Raw genomic sequence first — 22,995 nt, 5'->3', positions numbered from 1 at the left:
CCTTGAACAATCAGCAATTATGAGTCGTTGACGCATTATCGCCATTGACGCCTGCCTGCATCCGAGCCGTTCATTTTTCGTTATCAAGTTTTCCTCTGTTCTCGATTTTCATAATTATGGGTAAATCCACCCCGCTTTACCTGATGAGATAGGTATTACTGACAAGAGACCTATCTCAAGTTTTTTATGGAGGAAGGTTGGTTTGTCCACAATCTGAATCAGTCCGAGTTCGTTCGACCACAATGGTCTGCAGGTCGTGTACGGGGACGTGGGCGGAGGCAGGATGGACTCACCGTTCGACGGAGGGTTCCTGGCCGGGGCCAGTCCCTTCCCCCGCTCCGATTATCCGCGCTCTGGTCGGGGATTCTCCGTCGAATGGCCTCGCCGCTGCAAAATCAGGAATCCAGGAATCGACTGGCAGATTTACAGCGTCGGATTCATAACATCAACAGAGAGGTTTCGGTATGGCCATCAACGAAATAAAAACGACTGTCTTCGGCTTTATGGGGACCCAACCAACGCGTCTGGGACAGCCGGGGTCTACGCCTGTCTGCTCCTTCAGGCTGGGCTCTACTCCGGCCCATTACGATGCTGCGGCTGGAGTGTGGAAACGAAAATCCACTACTTGGCTTACTGTCAAAGCTTTCAGGACTCTGGCGGTCAATGCCCTGGCCTGTCTGCATAAGGGCGATCCGGTCATGGTGACGGGATCTTTGGTGACGGAGGAGTGGATCAGCGATGGCCAACCGCACAGCAGTCTGATTTTGGTGGCAGATGGCATCGGTCACGACCTAGCCCGGGGGCAGGATACCTTCACCAGGACCCGATCGGATACCGCGCCTATTGATGAGGGAGCTGACGGTCCGGACCCTTGGACCACGCCGCCATCGTCTTTATCGTCCGAAACTGCATCTGCCTCTGCATCATCTGCGTCATCTGCAGCCAAGGAGACATCGGTGAAGGCTTCCGATGCCGAATGAGCACAGGTTGTTTCGGCCTAGCAAAACGAAAGCGGGAGACCGACTGATTTTCGTCGGCCTCCCGCCTTGAACAGTAGGCTGATTAAAACCGTCAACCAACGGTTTTAATCAGAACAGGTTTACCAGATCTTGACTCGTGCGTCGGGTTCCAGCCACATGCCGTCGTCGGCGGTGACTCCGAAGGCCTGATAGAAGCGATCCACGTTCCTGACGATGCCGTTTGTGCGGAATTCAGCAGGGGAGTGGGGATCGATCTGCAGATACTGTTCGGCCAGCTGATCCCTGTTCTTGGTCCTCCATATGGAGGCATAAGACAGGAAGAACCGTTGCAGGCCAGTGTAGCCGTCCATGACTGGAGCCGAGGCTAGCGCCTGGTCCATGGCAGCATCGTCTGTCTCGGCTGTGCCGCCCTCCTTCTTCTGCAAGGAGATGGCATAGGCCTTGATGGCGATGTTGACGCCTCCCAGGTCCCCGATGTTCTCGCCAATGGTCAACGCTCCATTGACATGAGGTGCTTGCTCGGGCTTGTCGGCGTACTTCTCGGCAAGTTGCTGGGGAACAAATCCGTTGTACTGCTCAATGAGTGCTTTGGTCCGTTGTTCGAAGTTTTCGCGGTCCTGCGGGGTCCACCAGTCCTGCAGACGTCCGTCACCGTCGTACTTGGAGCCCTGGTCGTCGAATCCGTGGCCGATTTCGTGGCCGATGACCGACCCGATGCCTCCGTAGTTGACGGCGTCGTCGGCGTCTGGGTCGAAGAAAGGCGGCTGCAGGATGGCTGCGGGGAAGACGATGACGTTCAGGGTGGGCTCGTAGTAGGCGTTGACCGTCTGAGGGTTCATCAGCCACTCTTCCTTGTCCACAGGCTGACCGGCCTTGCAGAACTGGTAGCCGGACTCGTAGAGGTTGGCCTGCCGCACGTTGTCGACCAGACCCAGCTTTTCGTCCACAGCCAGGGCCGTATAGTCGCGCCAGTGCTCGGTGTAGCCGATCTTGGGCGAGAATTTGTCCAGCTTGGCCAGAGCCTTGACCTTGGTCTGTTCTCCCAGCCAGTCGCTGGAGGTGATGGAGACCCGATAGGCATCGATCAGGTCTGAGACCAGGGCCTCCATGCGGGCCTTGCTGGAGGCAGGGAAGTGCCGGCGTACATATTCGCGTCCGACCTCCTCGCCGCAAATGCCATTGACCAGGGAGACAGCCCGCTTCCAGCGGTCACGCATCTTGGTCGTGCCTGAAAGAACCTTGCCATAGAAGTCGAACCTGGCCTGATCGAAGTCGCTGCTGAGCAGGCCTGCCCACTCGATCAGGGTGTGCACGCGGGCCCAGAGTTTGAGATCCTCCAAATCGCTGGTTTTCCAAAGCTCGTTCAAACCCTGCAGGAAGGAGGGTTCGTGCACTATGGTCCTGGACAGGGCTGAGCTCAGATCGACCGGTTGCAGATTGGCGACAGGACTGGCTGCATATGCATTCTGCCAGGACTCGATCCAGGTGTGCAGATCGAAATCGGCGAGTGTAGACTCCAGGTCGGCCAGGGTGGTGGGATTATAGGTGCGATCTTCGTCTCGGGTCGACACGTTGTCCCAGTGGCGTGCCGCTATGCGCGTCTCGATATCAAGGAAAGACTCCGCCTGTCTGTGGGCAGCCTCCTGGTCATCGGCGTAGCCGGAGAGCCTGAGCAGGGAGGCCACCATGTCGGTGTAGGCCTGACGGACCGGAGCGTAGCTCTTCTCCCGGTAGTAGGCTTCGTCGGGAAGTCCCAACCCGGCCTGTTCCATATGAGCCACGTTGACGCCAGCGTTGCCCGGATCGCCATAGATGGCGATGCCGAACAGATCAGGTCCGCCAGTGGGGTTGAGCCGGCCCAGCAGGCTGGTCAGCGCCTTTTTGTCGGACACAGCGTCAATGGCCTGCAGGTCTGGGCGGATGGGTTCCATTCCCGCGGCTTCTATGGCATCAGTATCCAGGAAGCTGCGGTAGAGCAGGGCTGATTTGACTGCCGGGGATTCCGGGTCCTCGAGGATTTCACGGATCTGTGCTTCGGCATCCTCGGCAAGCTTGTCGAAGGAGCCGAACCGGGAGCGGTCCTCGGGCAGACTGTAGGTGTCGATCCAGGGACCGTTGACAAAACGAAAGAGATCGTCCTGCGGCCGAATGACAGAGGAGAAGGAGGCCGGATCAAGTCCGGAGGAGGTCTTGGGTTCAGTAGATTGTGCCATGCCACAAGCCTAGCCATCTTTGGTGACATGCCATGCCCTGGGTTGCCGGGATCGGCGGATCGGCGAACCATCCGCCGAAGGGGAAAAGCCGCGATTGCCTCCTTGGTGATTTAAACTTGACAGACGGTAACAGGACGGCCGCTCGGCCGCCTTGAGCGAGTGAAAGAGGACGGTATGACGGATCCCATGCAGGGCGGTCAGCCCAATCAGTTCGGCGGTCAGAATTCTGGACAGAATGGCGGCCAATACCAGAATAATTATGGTCAGTACGGGCAATACCCCGGCTATCAGGGGCGCCCGCCACGCATGGATCCATTTTCCATGATCGCCGAAGATCTAGGATTCAGGACCCTGCGGGCCATCCGCATCATCATGGGTGTCATGGGCGTGATCGGAGTCATCCTGGGCCTGGCCCTGCTGCTCAGGCCGGACAAGACCCTGATTGCCGTGACTGTGGTGCTGGGCATTTACTTCATCATCTCCGGCGTGGTCCGTCTGGCCACTTCCATCGTGTCAAAGGGCCTTCCCGGTGGATGGCGGGTGTTGGGTGTCCTCTTTGGCGCCCTGATTGCCGTCGGCGGCATTGTCATCGTCAGGAACACGGCCCTATCCGCTTCAGCGCTGACCCTGCTGGTCACCATCATTGTGGGCATCAGCTGGATCATGGAGGGCGTGATGAGTCTGGCAGCCTCCTGGGGGCTCCCGCATTCAGGCTGGGCCATCTTCTCAGGCGTCGTCTCCATCATCGCCGGGATCATCGTCATGATCTACCCGCTGAGCTCCGTCATCTTCCTGGTCATCTTCAGCGGGTGCGCTCTTCTGGTGCTGGGAGTCGTTTCCATTATCAGGGCCTTCACCTTCGGCCGGAACTGAGAGCCGGACTCGTCCGACTGACCCGATAATACTGAGTGGTAGTACTTGGGCAGGATCCTGAGGGGCGGCACCCGCGGGCACCAATCATGAAAGGACGCAGAGGATGATCGAGCTCAAAACCAAGCAGGAGATCGAACAGATGAAGCCGGCGGGCAGGTTTGTCGGCAGCATCCTCAAGGAGCTCAAGTCCATGAGCAAACCCGGGGTCAACCTGCTGGAGCTGGATGACTACGTCAAGGACAGGATCAACGCCCGCAAGGGAGCCACATCCTGCTACGTGGACTACGCGCCTGACTTCGGCACCGGCCCCTTCGCGCACTACATCTGCCTATCCGTCAATGATGCCGTCCTGCACGGGGTGCCCTATGACTACAACCTCAAGGATGGCGACCTGCTCTCCCTGGATCTGGCCATCAACGTGGACGGCTGGGTGGGCGACTCGGCCATCAGCTTCGTGGTGGGCGAGCATGCCGATCCAGAGGATCTGCGGCTGATTCGAACCACTGAAGAGGCCCTGAAGGCGGGCATCGCCCAGGCCCAGCCCGGTAACCGCCTGGGTGACATCTCCGCTGCAGTCGGTGAGGTTGCCCATGAAAACGGCTACAGCGTCAATCTAGAGTTCGGCGGACACGGGGTAGGGCGGATTATGCATGGTGATCCCCATGTGCCCAACGACGGCACTCCTCATCACGGTTACAAGCTGCGCCCGGGTTTGGTCATTGCCATTGAGCCCTGGTTCCTGGCGACCACCGATCAGATTTACCAGGATCCCAAGGATGGGTGGACCCTCCGTTCTGCAGACGGATCGCGCGGCGCCCACAGCGAGCACACCATCGCCATCACTGAGCAGGGGCCTGTCATCCTGACGACCAGGGACTGAGTTCGAGGCTGTTCGAGGCTGAAGTAGGACTATAAGGGACCCAGGGATGTCCACAATGTGGATGCTCCTGGGTCCCTCTTTGATGCTGGCCCTATTGGATACCTGCACTTTCTTCCCTGGCCTTGTGCCCGCAGGCTGGTGCGGAAACGAAGAGGGCACCGGCTTGGACCTGTGCTTCATTGGTGGAGGTGACGGATTCATGCCTGTGGTTACAAGCCGGTAATCGAAGTCGTGGTTGTTTCTGCTAGCATGTCGGCAATTCCACGCCGGTACAGGTGCCGGTAGCCTGATCTGGCATGGCCGTCGACTCCCACTGGCACCTCACTGGTTGATTAACAGGAGGTGCGTGGTGTCTACAGCACGGTTGTCCATCGATTCCGAACAGGTTGATCTTCCTCTGGTTCGTGCCACCGAAGGGCCCGACGGCATTCTGGTCTCCTCCCTGCGCAACGACGGTTGGGTTACGCTGGATCCCGGCTTTCAGACTACGGCCCAGTGCGTCTCGGGAATCACCTTCATTGACGGCAAGCGTTCCATACTGCGCTACAGGGGCTATGCCATAGAGGACCTGTGCGCCCAGTCCAATTTTCTCGAAGTAGCCTGGCTGCTGTCCCACGGTGAGCTGCCTGATGCCGAGCAGTACCAGCGGTTCCGCCGCCATGTCCTGGGTTACACGGTCGTAGGGGAGGACTTCCGCCATCTGCTCTCGTCCTTCCCTCGCCAGGCTCATCCCATGAGTGTGCTGGCCGCTGCGGTCAACGCGCTTGCTGGCTTCCACCCGGACACCTGTGACGTAGACGATCCCGATCAGCTGGATGAGGCCAGCTCCATCATCATGGCCAAGGTGCGCACCATTGTCTCATTGATCCACCGGCGTCGCCGTGATCAGCCTCTGCTCTACCCGGACAGGACCTGGGGCTATGTGGAGGACTTCCTGCGGATGAGCTTCGCCATGCCCTACCAGCCCTATCAGGCTGACCCTCTCAAGGTACAGGCCCTGGACAAGCTCCTGATCATCCATGCCGACCATGAACAGAACTGCTCCACTTCAGTAGTGCGGATTGCTGGATCAGCCCGGGCCAATCTGTATTCGGCAGTGGCTGCCGGCATCAATACTCTGTCAGGTCCCTTGCACGGCGGCGCCAACGAGGCCGTGTTGCGCCAGCTGAAAAGCATACGGGATTCCGGTCTGGGTGTGCGAGGCTATGTGGACCAGGCCAAGAAGGAGGGTCGGAAAATTGCGGGTCTGGGCCACCGGGTCTATAAGTCCTATGACCCGCGCGCGGCCATAGCCAAGCAATGGCTCTACAAGCTCATGGATGAACCCGACCAGAATAAAAATGCCGAGGATGCGGAGCTTTTCGACGTGGCCTTGGAGCTGGAGGATCTGGCCCTGCATGACGACTACTTCGTCGAGCGCCACCTCTATCCCAATGTGGACTTTTACACTGGACTCATCTACCGCGACATAGGCTTCGACCCGGAGATGTTCACCACGCTCTTTGCATTGGGTCGCATCCCCGGATGGATCGCCCAGTACAGGGAGATGCTGGACGATCCAGACACGAAAATCGGTCGTCCCAGGCAGGTCTATACCGGGCAGGGCCCGCGCGACTACCTTCCCATGGAGCAGCGCTGAGTCCGATGACCGACTGGGACTCAGTTGGCGTGCAGCCGCTCATTCAGCTCGATGCCCTTCTTGCGGGGCAGGGCTTTGACCTGGCCGGTGCGGGAGTCGCGGATGAAGAGCAGATGATCCCGTCCGCTCAGTTCCGCTCCCTTGACCACTTGGTCGCCCAAACCGATCTTGGTGCCGGCGGTGACGTAAAGACCGGCTTCGACCACGCAGTCGTCGCCCAGGGAGATGCCGATGCCGGCGTTGGCTCCCAACAAGGAGTGCTGACCGATGGAGACCCGATGGCGGCCTCCGCCAGACAGGGTGCCCATGATGGAGGCTCCGCCGCCGATGTCCGAACCGTCGCCGACCACAACCCCTTGGGAGATCCGGCCTTCGACCATGGAGTGGCCCAAGGTTCCGGCGTTGAAGTTCACAAAGCCCTCATGCATGACCGTCGTTCCTGGAGCAAGATGGGCGCCGAGCCGAATACGGTCGGCGTTGCCGATGCGTACCCCCTCGGGAACCACGTAATCCACCATGCGGGGGAACTTGTCCACGCTCAGCACCGTTACCTGCGTCACCGGGATGCCTGGCATGGACCGGCTGGCTGCAGCCATGACCTCTGACCTGCGCAGGGCGAAGTCCTCCACGGCGAAGGGGCCGTAGTTGGTCCACACCACCGTGGTCAGCTGTTCGAAGATTCCATCAAGGTTCATGCTGTTGGGCTGGGTCAGACGCATGCTGAGCAGATGGAGCCGCAGATAGGCATCGGCGGCATCCGCTATCGGGCCATCCAGATCGGCCACGGTGAAGACCGGCACCCGGCGGATGCCGCGTGCGTCGGGCTGGTTGTGGACTTGGTCGCCGAAGTCGTGATTGGGACGGTTCCCCGGGGTCGGCGGCGTCGAGATCTCGGCCTTCGGATACCAGACGTCCAAGGTCCGGCCCTGCTCGTCCTGGCTGGCCAGGCCCCAACCCCATGCGGTGCGTGCTTTACTCATCGTTCCTCCTTCAGGCGGTGCAGTCAATTGATATAAGTTGTCTTACAGAATAAACCGGTCGACGTTCAAACAGACACTATCCGTCCGACAGTTGGGTCTGGATCGTCGCCAGCCAGGTCCCAGCCGATAGGTAAAATTATCAACTATGAGTGCCTACAGTCATGAGCGTGAGCGCCGAGAGCGTCGGCGCCGCAATACGGCCAGGGTGGTCTGCCTGGTCATCGCCGTGGCTTTGCTGGCCAGTCTCGTCATCCCCGCCATCTTCAGCGGCCTTTGACCGGGCCCGTCCGGTCGGCGGGAATTCGGCCGTCACAGGCAAAGGCAAATAGGAATGAAGACGGTGGCCGGCTCGTGCGGAGCCGGTCCGGAAAGCGGTGAGACGGTATGGCAGAGATGGATTTTGCTCAATCATTGGAGCAGGCCAAGGCCAAGTACGAGATGATTTCCAAGGCGCTGGACCCGGAGGGCTTGCGCTCGCGAATTGCTGATCTGGAGCGTCAGGCCAGTGCGCCTGGACTCTGGGACGATCAGGAGAACGCCCAGAAGGTGACCAGCAGGCTCTCGGCCTTGCAATCCCAGCTCAAGCATCTGGAGTCTGCATCCTCCCGGCTGGACGATGTCCAGGCTCTTGAGGAGCTGGGCCAGGAGGAGCATGATCAGGACACTCTGGTGGAGGCCCGTAAGGAGATCGACTCTTTGAGGTCCGACCTGGCTGACATGGAGATTCAGACCCTGCTGGACGGTGAGTACGACGAGCGTGCTGCCGTGGTCACTATCCGCTCGGGTGCCGGCGGAGTGGATGCAGCCGACTGGGCGCAGATGCTCCTGCGAATGTACATGCGGTGGGCTGAGAGGCATGGTTTCTCTACCAAGGTCATGGACACCTCCTACGCGGAGGAGGCCGGTATTAAGTCGGCCACCTTCCAGGTGGACGCCCCCTACGCCTACGGCCGTCTGTCGGTGGAGGGCGGCACCCATCGTCTGGTGCGGATCTCGCCGTTTGACAACCAGGGCAGGCGGCAGACTTCTTTCGCTGCCGTTGAAGTCATCCCCCTGGTGGAGCCCACCGACCACATCGACATCCCCGACTCGGACATCCGAGTGGACACCTACTGCTCCTCCGGCCCGGGGGGCCAGGGAGTCAACACCACCTATTCGGCCGTGCGCATCACTCACCTGCCGACCAACATCGTGGTCACCATGCAGGATGAGCGCAGCCAGATTCAGAACCGTGCGGCTGCCATGGCTGTTCTGCAGTCCCGGCTGCTGGTTTTGCGGCACGAGGAGGAAGCCAAGAAGAAGAAGGAGCTGGCTGGCGACATCAAGGCCAGCTGGGGGGACCAGATGCGTTCCTACGTGCTGCATCCCTACCAGATGGTCAAGGATCTGCGCACCGGATACGAGACCTCTGACACCCAGGGGGTTTTCGACGGTGACATTGATGCCTTTATCGAGGCCGGCATCCGTTGGCGGCACCAGCAGCGGGTCCAGGCTCGCGAGGAGGAAGCCAGTAAGTAGAGCTTCTTCCGGCCGTGGTTTGGTCGGTGTTTCATGAGTGAGTAGTGTCAGTCTTCTTGATAGCCTCTGTAGGTGAATACCGAGGAACGGAGTGTCAATGGCGTTGATTTCGCTCAAGGACGTGACCAAAATCTATCCCAAGGGGTCCCGCCCAGCCTTGGATGACATCAGTCTGGATGTCAATCGTGGGGATTTCGTTTTTCTGGTAGGCGCCAGCGGATCGGGCAAGACCACATTGCTGCGCCTGCTCCTTCGTGAGGAGGAGGCTACCGAGGGCGAGATCCGTGTGGCCGGCAACGACCTAAGACGTCTGCGTAACCGCGAGATCCCAGGGTATCGGCGCTCCATCGGTTTCGTTTTTCAGGATTACAAACTGCTCAACAACAAGACCGTATGGCAGAACGTAGCCTTCACGCTGGAGGTCATCGGTGCCCGTCGGTCCACCATCAAGACTCTGGTGCCGCAGGTGCTCAAGACTGTGGGTTTGACTGGCAAGGAGCACAACTACCCCCACGAGCTTTCCGGCGGTGAGGCCCAGCGAGTGGCTCTGGCCCGGGCCTACGTAAACGACCCGGAAATTCTGCTGGCGGATGAGCCCACTGGCAATCTTGATCCCACCACCTCCCTGGGCATCATGGAGGTCTTGGACGCCATCAACAGGACCGGCACCACCGTGGTCATGGCCACCCACAACGAGGAGATCGTCAACTCCATGCGCAAGCGGGTGGTGGAGTTGCATACGGGTCGGATCATGCGCGACGAAGCCCACGGTTCCTATGATTCTTCGCGATTTTTCCCAGATGCCGAGGTTGCGGCGCGCTCTCATCACGCCATCGGGGATCCAAATGACGGCGATGCCCTGGACCGTGCACGCGAGGCTGGAGTTGCAGGGCGCCGTCCGGTGCAGATCGTCGTGCAGGATGGGAACAACTCGGCTACCGGGCCCATCGCGGATGGAACCAAGGGGGCCAAGCAGGTAGTCCAGGCGGCAGCACAGGCTGTCAACCAGGGCCAGTATGGCGACGAGGGAATCGCACGTCTAGCCAAGTCCATGCATTCGGGGAGAACCGGACGCTATGGAAAGGTCTTCACCTCGGTGGAGGACACCCTGACCTGGGGCAAGGGTCTGGGCAGTCTTGAATCCGCGCAGGAAGATTCCAATCGGCATGAAGATGCGGCTGCAGGGCAGCCCAATCAAGGGAACGACTCTGGCTCGGATGAGCGATTCCGCAGGCCTGCGACCCATGGCGGCCAGGATCGGTCAGGTCAATCAACTGACGGTTCCGGCCACAGAGGACACGACAAGGCAGGAACTGATCGTGATGAGTCTGCGAAACACCTCCAGGCTGAACATACAGCTTCCCGGAAATCCCGGAAGTCTGCCCCTGATTCCGATGCTGCTCGGCCTAAGCCGACTGCCGAAAGCAGGTTCCAGGATCGGCAGACTGGAGATTCGAACAGTCGGAATCGGGACAAGAACCAAGACGATTACCGCAATCGTGATCGTGGCGAAAAAGCGTCTCAGAAAAACGTCAACGCCAAAGATCGCCAACCGATGAAGAACTCCTCTGCCAAGACTTCTGCTTCTGGGCAACAGAATAAGAGGCCCGATCAGCCTTCGAGGTCCGATGGTTCCAGCCCAGCAGAACCGACCGGCAAATCCGGTCAGACTGCAGGCCAGATGAAGCAGGACGTCGCGAAATCCTCAAAACAGACCTCCAATAAGAGCAGGACCAATGCAAAGGGCTCAATGAGCGAAAATCATCATGGTGTCGAGTCCATGGGGGCCCCACCGGCACCTCCTGCTCCGCCTGAAGCCCCCAAGCAATCAAGGAAGTCCCAACGAGATAATGATGCATCGGCTCGGGATGAGCAAGATGACGAGAAGAAGGCGGCACGATGAGACTGCGGTTCATCCTTTCCAGCACCTGGGACAACCTGCGTCGCAACGGGTCCATGATTCTCTCGGTCATGCTGGTCACCTTCATCTCCTTCCTGTTCATAGGCGCCTCAGGCCTCATGCAGGCTCAGATCAGCAAAGCTAAGGGAGACTGGTACGACCAGGTGGAAGTAGTGGTCTGGCTCTGCCCGGATGGCACCAGCCAGGCGGCTTCATGCGCGACCGGCAAGGCACCCACCAACGACGAGATCGTCAAGCTGGAGAACACCATCAATACCGAGTTGCGCGACTCCGTAGCCAAGATCACCTACCAGAGCCGTGAGGACTTCTTCAAGAACACCTTCCTCAAGCAGTACCCTGAAGGCACTTATGAGGGAAGGACCATGACTGCGGCAGATATGCAGGCCTCCCTGCGTCTAAAGCTCAAGGACCCGACCAAGTACCAGGTGGTCTCCGAGGTGCTGTCCGGACGCGATGGGGTGGAGGAGGTCTCCGATCAGCGTCAGATATTCGACCCGGTCTTCAAAATCCTCAATAGAGCCACAGCGGTCACCTTGGTCCTTGCTGTGGTCATGGTGATTGTGGCTATCCTGCTGACCGGCACCACCATCAGGATGAGTGCCGCCTCCCGTCGAAACGAGACGGAGATCATGAGACTGGTGGGAGCATCCAACTGGACCATCAGGTTGCCTTTCATCCTGGAGGGGGTGGTGGCATCCTTGCTTGGTTCTCTTCTGGCTGTCGGCGCTTTGAGCGCCATCGTCAAACTTTTCATCACGGATTGGCTGGCCCAGACGGTCCAGTGGATGCCCTACGTGGACCAGTCCACAGTCCTGCTCATGGCTCCGGTACTGATCCTAGGGGCCATGCTGTTGTCCGCATTGGCCTCTTCCATCTCCCTGCGGAGGTACCTGCGAACCTGATCCGCAGCGACGGGCCGACCGACCTTATGGGCACGAGCTCTGCCATAATGATGACTAGCATGGATGAGTGATAGTGAGGACTTGACCATGAATCGCACGAAACATTTGGAAGCCATCTGTGGCCTGGTGGGGTCGTTGGCCATGATGTTCGGGGGAGGAATACTGGGATTGACAGTGGCCCCCGCACCGGCGCAGGCTGATTGGAGCAGCTATCAACAAAAGGTACAGAACCATGAGGCCCTGAAGAGCAAGCTGGCGGGTGTCAGCAACGAACTGGCTAACCAAATTTTGAGTCTCAACGATTTGACCGCTAACCAGATTCCGGCGGCGCAGCAGAAGGCAGTCGAAGCCCAGCAGCAGGCCGAGCAAGCAGACAGCCTGGTTCAGGCCACCAACGATCGTCTGCAGGCGGCCCGGAAGGATCGAGCCGACTTGGAGACCAAGATCCGTCAGACCGGCATCGACTATGACGACGCCAAGGCTGGTGTGGCGCAGATGGCAAGAAAGAGCTTCCGCGGCTCTGAGGTCTCCCAGGTCATGGACGTGGTGACTAAGTCTTCCAGCACCAAGGACTTTGTGGACAAGATGCAGGCTGATGCGGCCGTGACCCGGTCCGAGGCCAACGCCGCCAATGATGCCGCCAACACACTCAATTCCTCCATGAACCGTAAGCAGCGCCTGGAAGCCATTGAGGAGCAGATCAGCACCTTGAAGGCCAAGGCCGACCAGCAGCAGGCGGCAGCCCAGCAGGCTGCAGCCGAGGCACAGGCCAAGCAGGACAGCCTGCAGGCCTTGCGCGACCAAGGAACCGCAGCACGCAAGCGGCTGGAGGGTCAAAAGGCTGCCCTGACCACGCAGTCGGCCCGTGAGGCCGCTGATATTGTGGCCACCGAGTCTATGATCGATTCCTTGAACACAGGCAATGCCGGCGGCGGTGCTGATCCCCATGCCGGCGGCGCCCAGCAGATCGGCGGAGGCGGTTCCGCACCATCGCCGGCTCCGCGGCCTTCTCAGCCGAGCAACGGGGGCGGTGGAGGTGCTTCCGGCATGAACTATGGGGTACCCGGTAATTGCCCTGAGGGCTCGGGGTTCTGCTATGGCCATCCCACCGGCAACTCGGTGGGCGGCAGTGCCTATCCTGCTCGTCAGTGCACGCTCTGGGCATACATCCGTCGCTCGCAGCTGTCCCTGCCTGTGGGATCCTATATGGGAAACGGGGCTGATTGGGCTAATACGGCACGTAGTCTGGGCTACCTGGTCAACAACACTCCGCATGTTGGCGCCGCCATGGTCTTCGCCCGTGGCCAGCGGGTCGGTTCCTGGAATGCGGACTGGACCTATGGTCACGTGGCTGTGGTTGAGCGGGTCAATGCAGATGGATCGGTGCTTATCTCCCAAGGAGGTACCGGCTTCGCATCCTTCCCCGCTTATGAGACGGTCTATGGGGCCGGCAACTACCAATACATTCATTACTGATGTCGTTGCGGGCCAGGTCCGCCGCTTGGAACGTTACTATCGCTGTCCGGAGTGCCAGGTAGCCTCCTTGGCGCGATCAAGAGGAGGATATTATGGCTAAGGAAACCGGTACATCCATGATCGCCCAGAACCGCAGGGCCCGTCATGACTACCAGATCGAGGACCGGTACGAGGCCGGCATCGCGCTGACCGGGACTGAGGTCAAGTCCCTGCGCGAGGGGCGTGCCTCCTTGGCCGAGTCTTTCGTCAGCATTGACAGGCGGCACGAGGTCTGGTTGGAGAACGCCAATATCCCTGAATACCTCAATGGCACCTGGAACAACCACGCCCCCAAGCGCAAACGCAAGCTGCTCCTCCACGCCAAGCAGATCTTTCGCCTGGAGCGACAGATTCAGGCCAAGGGCTACACGATCGTCCCCTTGAGCATGTACTTCAAGGATGGCAGAGTCAAGGTGGAGATCGCCGTGGCACGAGGCAAGCGCGAGTATGACAAGCGCCAGTCTCTGCGGGAGGAGCAGGACCGACGCGAGGCTCAACGAGCCATGCGCTACCGCAACCGGCGAGGCTGAGCTTCAGGTTTAGTCTCTTCTTGATTTTCAGATAAATCTACTGAATTTTCCCGGTCTCATAACAACCGACAGTCGTCTGCTGAGAGCTTCCCGTTCTATGCAGATCCGACACGCCCGGGGCCGATGTCGATAAGCAGCCCTCGATGGCGCCTTTGGCTTGTTACAGAGCCAAAACATCAGAGTATGTAGTTTGCAAAGACGGAGCAAGTCTTCATCTGTATGCATAAAAATACAAATGTGTGCATAATAGTGCATGTCAATCAAGGGCAATGAGGGGTCGCTTCGGGGCGGTCCGGAAAGAGGAGAAGACATGGGCAAGATCAAGGCGGTGTTGGCGGCGGCTCTGAGTGTCACCCTGCTGGCCTCCATCGGGGCCTGCGGAACCACCGACGAGGCGGACACCAGTAGTGCATCGGGCAAGGCCACCACAAGCTCACATCCAGCGGCTTTTGACGTCAGCGGCATCAAGAAGGATCCTGCCATTGCGGCCAAGGTGCCTGAGTCGGTTTCCAAGGACGGTAAGCTGACTGTGGGCATGGAGACCTCATATGCGCCTGGCGAGTTCATGAATGAGGACGGAAAGACCCCCATTGGCTATGACGTGGACCTATCGAACGCCATTGCCAAGGTCATGGGGCTCAAGGGGGAGATGGTCAGCGCCTCCTTCGATACCATCATCCCAGCCATCGGCAGCAAGTATGATGCTGGCATCTCCAGCTTCACCATCACCAAGGAGCGGATGCAGTCGGTTGACTTCGTCACCACTTTCAAGGCGGGTACGGCCTTTGCTGTCAAGAAGGGCAACCCCTCAAAGATCAATCCCGACGACATCTGCGGTGTCAAGGTCGGAGTACAGACTGGGACCATCGAAGAGCAGCAGGCTGCCGACAAGATCTCGGCCGAGTGCAAGGCCAAGGGCAAGAAGCCGGTGGATGTTCAGTCTTACAAGCAGCAGACTGATGCCGCCACGGCAGTGGTCAACGGCAAGATCGACGTTTTCTACGCCGACTCCCAGGTGACCGGGTATGCCATCAAGCAGACCGATGGACAGCTGGAGAAGCTGGGCAAGGATACCGACATCGTCCTTCAAGGCGCCGCACTGAAGAAGGGCAGCGGCATGGCCGAGGCCACCCAGGCGGCTCTTCAGAAGCTGATCGACGACGGCGTCTACACCAAGATCCTCAAGAACTGGGGCGTTCAGAGCGGCGCGGTCGAAAAGGCTGAGATCAACCCTGCGGTCTCTGATTAAGGCAAGGCCAGGCGCGGGTCGTCACATCGGGCGACCCGCGCCTAAGCAGGTGATTCAGCCAATGGGCTAAGCCGAAATAAGTTCAGCGGTGCGGAAGGAAGCAGGAGATGCATACCAAGAAGGGGACGGACCAGATTCAGATCCCCGGGAGAATACATGCCAGGCCGGTGCGCAAGCCAGGGCCTATCGTGGCTGCGGTCATCGTAGCCATTTTCGTGGCCATGCTGATCCACGGCATGGTGACCAATCCCAATTTTGATTGGCCCACGGTCTGGAAGTATCTTTTCAACGAGCACGTCCTTGACGGCATCAAGTGGACCCTTCTGCTGACCGTCTACGCCATGGTCCTGGCTACAATCCTGGCCATCATCCTGGCGGTCATGCGCAAGTCATCCAATCCGGTGCTGCGCTGGGTCAGCTGGTTCTTCATCTGGTTCTTCCGTGGCACTCCTGTGTACACCCAGCTGGTCTTCTGGGGCCTGCTTTCCGTGTTGATTCCTAAGCTGGCCATCGGCATCCCCTTCGGGCCTGAATTCTGGAGCATCGACACCAAGACCGTGCTGAACGCCACCGTGGCTACGGTTCTGGGCTTGGGACTGAACGAGGCCGCCTATCTTTCCGAAATCGTCCGTGCCGGCATCGAGGCTGTGGATCCCGGCCAGGAGGAGGCCGCCAAGGCTCTGGGCATGCCTCCGTCCATGATCATGCGGCGAATCGTCCTGCCCCAGGCCATGCGCATCATTGTGCCGCCTACCGGCAATGAGACCATCGGCATGCTTAAGACCACATCCTTGGCTCTTGCCGTGCCCTTCACCCTGGAGCTCCAGTTCGCCACCAACGCCATCGCCAACCGCATCTACAAGACCATCCCGCTGCTGATTGTGGCCTGCATCTGGTACCTGGTCATCACCTCCGTTCTGATGGTCATCCAGGCTCAGCTGGAGAAACACTTCGGCAAGGGTTTCGACTCGCGTCCCCTGGCTGGGTCAGAGGCCAAGGACGGCAACAAGGATGGCGGTGACCCGCAGACCCGTCAGGAGACCGACAAAGTCAACAAGGTCATGATGGCCGGACTGAACGCCTGAGGGCAGAAGGAGAATCATGGACGAGGACAGGCTGACCAGGAAAGACGGTCAAGGCGGTAAGGGTCCGGCCATTGTCATCAGGAATGTGCACAAGGTATTCGGCGATCAGCATGTGCTGCGGGGAATCAACCTGGAGGTCATGCCCGGCACGGTAACGGCTGTTCTAGGACCTTCCGGCTCAGGCAAGTCAACGTTGTTGCGGCTGATCAACCAGTTGGAGACCCGTACAGCCGGCGAAATCTACGTGGACGGCGAACTGACCGGTTACCGGAAGGTCGACACCGGCAAGGGTCCCGTGCTGCAGACCCTGGATGATAAGGCCATTGCCAGGCAGCGCTCCAAGATCGGCATGGTCTTCCAGCGTTTCAACCTCTTCCCCCACATGACTGCCTTGGAGAACGTCATGGAGGCGCCGGTCCATGTGGGTAGGGTTCCCAAGACCGATGCCCGCAAGGAGGCTCAGGCCCAGCTGGAACGTGTAGGGCTCGAGGACAGGATGGACTACTATCCCGCTCAGCTCTCCGGCGGCCAGCAGCAGCGTGTGGCCATCGCACGAGCCTTGGCCATGCACCCTGACATCATGCTCTTTGACGAGCCCACCTCAGCCCTGGATCCAGAGCTGGTGGGGGAGGTTCTAGGGGTCATGCGGCAGGTTGCTCAACAGGGTATGACCATGGTGGTGGTCACCCATGAGATGGGCTTCGCCCGCGAGGTGGCCGAGCAGATCGTTTTCATGGACCAGGGTGTCGTGGTGGAGCAGGGAGGCCCTGACATCATCGACCATCCTCGCACCGAGAGGTTCACTGAGTTCCTGCATACCGTGCTCTAGGAGCAGGCCATTGTTCAGGTTGTAGAAATTCCGGCAAGAAGCCTTCTGGATGGTCGGCGGCCGAGCTCCCATGGTTAGACTGGGGCCCATGTGCGGAATCGTCGGTTATGCTGGATCAGTACGGACGGCCTGTGGCAGGCCCTTGGAGGTCTGCCTCAAGGGTCTGGAACGCTTGGAGTACCGTGGTTATGACTCGGCTGGAGTGGCCCTGGCTGCCCCTGGGATGGCGCGGGTGGCCGTGCGCAAGAAGGCCGGGCGCCTGGGCAATCTGGTTGCAGATCTGAAGGCCAAGCCCATGCCCGAGGCCACTGTGGGCATCGGCCACACCCGTTGGGCCACCAATGGCGAACCCACTGACGTCAACGCCCATCCCCACATCAGCCGTGACGGCAAGGTCGCGCTGATCCACAACGGGATCATCGAGAACGCCTCCAGGCTGCGGCTGGACCTGGAGACCGAAGGTTATACTTTCGTATCCTCCACGGACACCGAGGTGGCTGCCAAGCTTCTGGGCAAGATCGCCCAGGAGATTATCGATGCCACTGGCCGGCCCGACATCTTCGAGGCCATCAGGCGGCTGGCCCGCATGCTCAAAGGGGCTTTCACCATCCTGGCTGTGGATTCACGTCAGCCTGATCTGGTGGTGGGCATCCGACACGATTCACCGCTGGTGGTCGGCCTTGGGGACGGAGAGAACTACCTGGGCTCCGATGTCGCTGCCTTCGTGGCATATACCCGCCAGGCCATGGAGCTGGGGCAGGATCAGGCCGTCTGCATCAGCGCGGACCAGGTCTTGGTCACCGACTTCCAAGGGCATCCGGTGGAGCATCCCCGCCGCTATACCATCGACTGGGATGCCTCGGCTGCCGAAAAGGGCGGGTGGGACTCCTTCATGGACAAGGAGATCCACGAGGATCCGGCGGCGGTTTCCAACACACTGCTGGGCCGGTACGACGAGTCGGGCGACCTGGACCTGGACGAGGTCCACATCGACGAGGATGTCTTCCGCCAGATCGACAAGATCATAGTTGTAGCCTGTGGAACGGCCTCCTACGCAGGGCTGGTGGCCAAGTACGCCATCGAGCACTGGGTACGTATTCCGGTGGAGGTCGAACTGGCCCATGAGTTCCGCTACCGTGATCCCATTCTGACCCCGCGCACCTTGGTCGTGGCCATTTCCCAGTCCGGGGAGACCATGGACACGCTGATGGCGCTTCGGCATGCACGCGAGCAGGGCTCCCGGGTTCTGGCCATCTGCAACACACAGGGGTCCACCATCCCCAGGGAGTCCGATGCTGTGCTTTACACGCACGCCGGTCCTGAGGTGGCTGTGGCTTCCACCAAGGCTTTCCTGGCTCAGATTGTGGCGGCCTACCTGCTGGGGCTCTACCTGGCCCAGGTCAAGGGAACCATGTATCGAGACGAGATTCACCAGACCATCGACAATCTCAAGGCCATGCCTGCCAAAATCCAGAAAGTGCTGGACAGTCAGGCCGATGTCATCAATCAGACGGCCCAGCGCATGTCCAAGGCCCGTTCCTTCCTTTTCCTGGGGCGGCATGTGGGTTATCCGGTAGCCCTGGAGGGGGCGCTCAAGCTCAAAGAGATCGCCTACATCTTTACCGAGGGGTTCGCCGCCGGCGAGCTCAAGCACGGGCCCATCGCCCTGGTGGAGCCGGGGGAGCCTGTGGTGGTCATCGTCCCCAGCGCCCGGGGCCGCAATGTGCTGCACGACAAGGTTATCTCGGCCATCGAGGAGGTCAAGGCACGCGGTGCCTTCACCATCGTCGTAGCCGAGGAGGGCGATCCGGATGCCGACCGCTATGCTGATGTGGTCTTTTGGCGTCCGCCATGCCCGACCCTGCTCAGCCCTCTGGTGGATGTGGTTCCCCTGCAGCTGTTCGCTCTGGACATGGCCCGGCTCAAGGGCCTGGATGTGGACAAGCCCCGCAACCTGGCCAAGTCGGTCACTGTGGAATAGAGGTTGTCCATGGTCGTCGGGTCCGAGGAGTGGGGGCATCGGATCGTTCTGGAGGAGCCGCAGATCCCTTTTGAGCCTAAAGTCATCTACGAGGATCGCCGCATCATTGTGGTCGACAAGCCCCACTTCCTAGCTACCATGCCTAGGGGGATGTGGTACGAGGGTACCGTGCTTATTCGAATGCGCCAGCAGTACGGGGAGCCCGACATCATACCTGCCCACAGGCTGGACAGAGCCACCGCAGGTGTGCTGGTCCTGGTGCGCGACCCGGCTGCCAGACGGGCCTATCAGATGCTCTTCCAGGAGCATCGCGTGCGCAAGGTCTACCAGTGCCTGGCGCCGGTACGACCCATACTTCATCCGCGGACCGGTACAGTGCAACACCTGGATCCGCCCAGGGTCTTCCCGCTAGAGCGCCGCTCCAGGGTGATCAAACGCCGAGGGATTCTCCAGGCCTGGGAGGAACGCGGACCTGTCAATGCCATTACCAGGGTCGAGCTGACAGCGGGCCAGGGATGTCTTGCCACCTACACGCTCTACCCGCAGACAGGTAAGACCCATCAGCTTCGCGTGCACATGAACGCTCTGGGCCTGCCCATAGTGGGTGACGATCTTTACCCCAGAATTCAGACCCGGGCCTATGACGACTTCTCCCGGCCACTGCAATTGGTGGCTCGTCGCCTGGAGTTCACCGACCCGTTCACCGGGGTTGAGCGCATCTTCACCTCCTCCGTTCCCTTGGAACCTCAGGGAGAGGCCTGAACAGTCAGCCTGGTGGGACATAATGGTCTGGGGATCCCGGAGCCGTGGGACGACGTGGACGCGGCAGGCATCCCCGTCCGAAAATTGAGACGGACCAGGAGGTTCTACCCATGAGCAAACCGACACGGCGGGCCTATCGATGGCCCAAGCATCTCAAGGGTCAGCAGTCCCTCTGGTACGGCTGTGATTACAACCCCGACCAGTGGCCCGAGGATGTTTGGGATGAGGACATCAGGCTGATGACCAAGGCAGGGGTCAACGTGGTGGCCCTGGCGGTCTTCTCTTGGTCGCGCATTGAGCCCAGCGAGGGTGTTTTCGACTTCGATTGGTTGGACCGGATCATCGACAAGCTCGGTCGGGCGGGCATCGGGGTCAACCTGGCCTCGGCCACGGCCTCGCCGCCGCTCTGGCTGACCCAGGCCCATCCCGAAGTCCTGCTCAGGGACGAGCGTGGCGACACGGTTTGGCCCGGTGCCCGCCAGCACTGGCGGCCCACCTCGCCGATCTTCCGCTCCTACGCTTTGAAGCTCTGCCGGGCCATGGCCGAGCACTACCGGGACAACCCCTATTTGGTGGCCTGGCATGTGGGCAACGAATATGGCTGCCACAATCGCTTCGACTATTCCGACGATGCCATGAGGGCCTTCCAGCGGTGGTGCCGTCGCCGCTACAAGGATATCGACGCCGTCAACCAAGCCTGGGGGACGGATTTCTGGTCGCAGAGGCTGAGTGATTTTTCGCAGATTCTGCCACCGCGTTTCATCGGCAAGGGGAATTTCCAGAATCCGGGACGCATGCTGGACTTTGAGCGGTTCAGCTCCGATGCCCTCAAGGATTTTTATATGGCCGAGCGTGACACCCTGGCTGAGATCACCCCGGATATACCTTTGACCACCAACTTCATGGTCAGCGCCGGCGGATTCACCCTGGACTACGACGACTGGGGCGACCAGGTGGACTTTGTGGCCAATGACCACTATGCGATGCCGGGCAGGGATCATCTGGAGGAGCTGGCCTATTCTTCCAGCCTGGTGGATGCGATTGCCCGTCGGCGTCCCTGGTGGCTTATGGAGCAGTCCACATCGGCGGTCAACTGGCGGCCGGTCAACCCCCGCAAGGAGCCTGGACAGCTGGAGCGTGATTCCCTGGCTCATCTGGCGTTCGGTGCTGATGCCATCTGTTACTTCCAGTGGAGGCAGTCCCGGGCTGGCGCGGAAAAGTTCCACTCGGCCATGCTGCCTCATGCTGGTGAGGACACGGCGGTCTTCCGGGATGTCTGTCAGCTGGGAGGGGACCTGCAGGGGCTCTCGCAGGCTGGTCTGGCCGGCAGCACGCTGGCCAATGCTCCGGTGGCTCTGGTCTTCGACTATGCAAGCCAGTGGGCCAGCTCTCATACAGCCTCACCCAGCGACAGGGTCGGGCATGGCCAGGAGCCGCCGGTCTGGTACCGGGCCTTTCTGGACAACGCCATCCGGCCTGATGTCCTGCCCGTCAGGGCTACCTGGGAGGAGTATCCGCTTGTGGTCCTGCCGGCCCTCTACCTGATTGATGCCGATCTCTCCAAGCGGTTGCACAAGTATGTACACAGTGGAGGGCGGCTGATCGTCACCTGGGGCAGCGGTATCGCCGACGAGCAGGACCGCGTTTGGACCGGCGGGTATCCGGGGCCCCTTCGGGACCTGCTGGGTCTGTCGGTTGAGGAGTTCGCACCCATGGCTCCCGGCACGCCTGGTCTCTTGGACCATCTGGACCTGACCAACGGGGTTACGGCCCACGACTGGGCCGATGTCATCGGTTACCTGGACAAGGGTACCAAGGTCCTGGCAAGCTACCGGGCGGATCCTTGGACGGGGATGGACGGCATGCCGGCCATGACCGTTCATAACTGGGGTCATGGCAAGGCCGCCTACCTGGGTTGCCGTATGGATGCCCAAGGTCTGGCCAAGGTTATTCCTGCCCTGCTGGAGGCCCTGGATGTCGCCGAAATGAGGTCGGCCCAGGGCGATTCCGATCTGTTGAGAGTTGAGCGAGTCAGCCAGGATGATCGGACGCGCTTCGTCTTTCTGTTCAACCGGACCAGGCATCCGGTGCAGGTTCAGCTGGAGGGCCAGGTTCTGGTGGGCTCACTGGCCAGCATCGACGGGGATGGCCAGCAGGCCAGTCTGCAGGTCAATGGCGCTTTGGTGCAGCGTGTGGTCGGCCATCGGCATTGAGCTGGTGAATCCTGTACATGCCGGCGAATATCAGCTCGGGATCGTAGACCTCGATCAGGTCAGTGTCCTGTGAGAATGTACGGCCCATGCCGCCCGTGGCCACCACGTGAAAGTCCCGCCCTATCTCGCTACGGTATTGGCGGATGATTCGCTCCAAGCCGCCGAGGAAGTTGTAGTAGAGTCCGGCCTGCATGGCGGTCCTGGTGCCCGTCGCCATGATGGTCTGAGGGCGGGTGATCTCCACCTGGGGCAGCTGGGCGGTCTGACCGGCAAGGGCCTGGGCCCCCGAGCGGATGCCAGGCACGATCAGGCCTGAGCGAATGGCGCCCTTGTCATCCACATAGTTGAATGTTGTGGCTGTGCCGAAATCGATGACCAAAACCGGCCCTCCGTAACGGTTGAATGCGCCTACGCAGTCGGCCAAGCAGTCGGCGCCCAGGGAACGCGGGTCGTCCAAACGGATGTTCATGCCTGTCTTCACGCCGGGGCCTACCACCATGGGGTCGATGGAAAAGAAACGGATTAGGCAGGACCTGACGGCATGCATGACCGCAGGAGCCACCGAGGAGATGATGACATCCTGAACATCCGCAGTCTTGTAGCCGGCCAAGGCCATGAGCTGCCCCAGCAGAAGCCCGAACTCGTCGGCCGTGTGGTCGATTCTTGTGGTCAGCCTGTAGGAGGCGGCGACCTGGTCGCCCTCCATGAATCCGACCTCGATGTTGGTGTTGCCGATGTCGATGGCCAGCAGCATGTCTCTTCCTCCCTGCCGTCGTCCGGGCGCATGACGCTTTCCGAATCCATCCTAAGCGCATAAGCCGGGGTGATGGCTTCGGGGAGTATGCTGGTGGGCGGTGATCGACCAAAAATGGCGGTCAACCGCAGCATAAGGATTCGTCAATGAATGCAGATCGACACGGCACGC

The 22,995-nt window shown here is 60.1% G+C and carries 18 protein-coding genes and 1 pseudogene; 16 read left to right on the top strand and 3 right to left on the bottom strand.

From position 1 onward, the window contains the following. Nucleotides 1-464 precede the first annotated feature (464 nt). Nucleotides 465-980, top strand: a complete 516-nt coding sequence (locus H3V09_RS04315; protein ID WP_052733362.1) for a single-stranded DNA-binding protein — start codon at nt 465-467, stop codon at nt 978-980. Between the two features lie 119 nt (nt 981-1,099). Here H3V09_RS04315 and H3V09_RS04310 read toward each other — a convergent pair whose 3' ends face one another. Then, a complete protein-coding gene (locus H3V09_RS04310) occupies nt 1,100-3,193 on the bottom strand; it encodes a M13 family metallopeptidase (protein WP_198191053.1) in 2,094 nt (697 codons plus the stop codon). Between the two features lie 174 nt (nt 3,194-3,367). Here H3V09_RS04310 and H3V09_RS04305 point away from each other — a divergent pair, with 174 nt between their 5' ends. The 3 genes from H3V09_RS04305 to H3V09_RS04295 all read left to right on the top strand — a co-directional run bounded on the left by H3V09_RS04305 (nt 3,368) and on the right by H3V09_RS04295 (nt 6,585). Then, nucleotides 3,368-4,066 carry an HdeD family acid-resistance protein gene (locus H3V09_RS04305; RefSeq protein WP_046323211.1) on the top strand — a complete coding sequence of 233 codons (699 nt, stop codon included), beginning with the start codon at nt 3,368-3,370 and terminating at the stop codon, nt 4,064-4,066. Nucleotides 4,067-4,169: 103 nt separating this feature from the next. Then, a complete protein-coding gene (gene map, locus H3V09_RS04300) occupies nt 4,170-4,946 on the top strand; it encodes a type I methionyl aminopeptidase (RefSeq protein ID WP_046323210.1) in 777 nt (258 codons plus the stop codon). Between the two features lie 349 nt (nt 4,947-5,295). After that, the gene (locus tag H3V09_RS04295; RefSeq protein ID WP_198191052.1) at nt 5,296-6,585 is read left to right on the top strand and encodes a citrate synthase; all 1,290 of its coding nucleotides are present in this window, start codon (nt 5,296-5,298) and stop codon (nt 6,583-6,585) included. A gap of 20 nt (nt 6,586-6,605) precedes the next feature. Here the strand turns inward: H3V09_RS04295 and dapD are convergent, their stop codons facing one another. Next, nucleotides 6,606-7,565 carry a 2,3,4,5-tetrahydropyridine-2,6-dicarboxylate N-succinyltransferase gene (gene dapD / locus H3V09_RS04290; RefSeq protein WP_198191051.1) on the bottom strand — a complete coding sequence of 320 codons (960 nt, stop codon included), beginning with the start codon at nt 7,563-7,565 and terminating at the stop codon, nt 6,606-6,608. A gap of 145 nt (nt 7,566-7,710) precedes the next feature. On the opposite strand from dapD, the gene H3V09_RS09080 reads away from it, so the two are divergent. The 12 genes and pseudogenes from H3V09_RS09080 (at nt 7,711) to H3V09_RS04235 (ending at nt 22,070) form a co-directional block, all read left to right on the top strand. Then, entirely contained in the window at nt 7,711-7,842 is a 132-nt protein-coding gene (locus H3V09_RS09080) for a hypothetical protein (RefSeq protein ID WP_258326683.1), read from the top strand. 107 nt (nt 7,843-7,949) lie between these two features. Next, nucleotides 7,950-9,083, top strand: coding sequence for a peptide chain release factor 2 (gene prfB, locus H3V09_RS04285; protein ID WP_198191050.1), 1,134 nt, complete (start codon nt 7,950-7,952; stop codon nt 9,081-9,083). 97 nt (nt 9,084-9,180) lie between these two features. Then, nucleotides 9,181-10,212 (top strand): annotated as a pseudogene (ftsE, locus tag H3V09_RS08995) (cell division ATP-binding protein FtsE); the annotation flags it as partial. A gap of 770 nt (nt 10,213-10,982) precedes the next feature. After that, entirely contained in the window at nt 10,983-11,906 is a 924-nt protein-coding gene (gene ftsX / locus H3V09_RS04275) for a permease-like cell division protein FtsX (protein WP_046323206.1), read from the top strand. Nucleotides 11,907-11,993: 87 nt separating this feature from the next. Further along, nucleotides 11,994-13,382, top strand: a complete 1,389-nt coding sequence (locus tag H3V09_RS04270) for a CHAP domain-containing protein (RefSeq protein WP_110425660.1) — start codon at nt 11,994-11,996, stop codon at nt 13,380-13,382. Between the two features lie 92 nt (nt 13,383-13,474). Then, nucleotides 13,475-13,951 carry an SsrA-binding protein SmpB gene (gene smpB / locus H3V09_RS04265; protein ID WP_046323204.1) on the top strand — a complete coding sequence of 159 codons (477 nt, stop codon included), beginning with the start codon at nt 13,475-13,477 and terminating at the stop codon, nt 13,949-13,951. Nucleotides 13,952-14,261: 310 nt separating this feature from the next. Continuing rightward, complete coding sequence (locus H3V09_RS04260; protein ID WP_046323203.1) at nt 14,262-15,200, top strand: ABC transporter substrate-binding protein; 939 nt, start codon at nt 14,262-14,264, stop codon at nt 15,198-15,200. Between the two features lie 107 nt (nt 15,201-15,307). After that, complete coding sequence (locus H3V09_RS04255; protein WP_198191048.1) at nt 15,308-16,285, top strand: amino acid ABC transporter permease; 978 nt, start codon at nt 15,308-15,310, stop codon at nt 16,283-16,285. Nucleotides 16,286-16,301: 16 nt separating this feature from the next. Continuing rightward, nucleotides 16,302-17,114 (top strand): amino acid ABC transporter ATP-binding protein, encoded by an 813-nt coding sequence (locus H3V09_RS04250; RefSeq protein WP_198191047.1) that lies wholly within the window; start codon nt 16,302-16,304, stop codon nt 17,112-17,114. Nucleotides 17,115-17,202: 88 nt separating this feature from the next. Further along, nucleotides 17,203-19,095 (top strand): glutamine--fructose-6-phosphate transaminase (isomerizing), encoded by a 1,893-nt coding sequence (glmS, locus tag H3V09_RS04245; protein ID WP_198191144.1) that lies wholly within the window; start codon nt 17,203-17,205, stop codon nt 19,093-19,095. A 9-nt stretch (nt 19,096-19,104) separates the two neighbouring features. After that, nucleotides 19,105-19,857: a pseudouridine synthase gene (locus H3V09_RS04240; protein WP_198191046.1), complete on the top strand. Its 753-nt coding sequence runs from the start codon at nt 19,105-19,107 to the stop codon at nt 19,855-19,857. Between the two features lie 110 nt (nt 19,858-19,967). After that, nucleotides 19,968-22,070, top strand: a complete 2,103-nt coding sequence (locus H3V09_RS04235) for a beta-galactosidase (protein ID WP_198191045.1) — start codon at nt 19,968-19,970, stop codon at nt 22,068-22,070. On the opposite strand, the gene H3V09_RS04230 is transcribed toward H3V09_RS04235, so the two are convergent. Beyond that, the gene (locus H3V09_RS04230; protein WP_198191044.1) at nt 22,027-22,824 is read right to left on the bottom strand and encodes a type III pantothenate kinase; all 798 of its coding nucleotides are present in this window, start codon (nt 22,822-22,824) and stop codon (nt 22,027-22,029) included. The two genes, H3V09_RS04235 and H3V09_RS04230, sit on opposite strands and share 44 nt — an antisense overlap. Nucleotides 22,825-22,995 lie beyond the last annotated feature (171 nt).

The sequence above is a fragment of the Bifidobacterium sp. M0399 genome, assembly GCF_016100595.1.
Lineage (GTDB): Bacteria > Actinomycetota > Actinomycetes > Actinomycetales > Bifidobacteriaceae > Bombiscardovia > Bombiscardovia polysaccharolytica.
The sequence above is the reverse complement of the archived record's forward strand: the minus strand, read 5'-3'. Positions and strand labels throughout refer to the sequence as shown.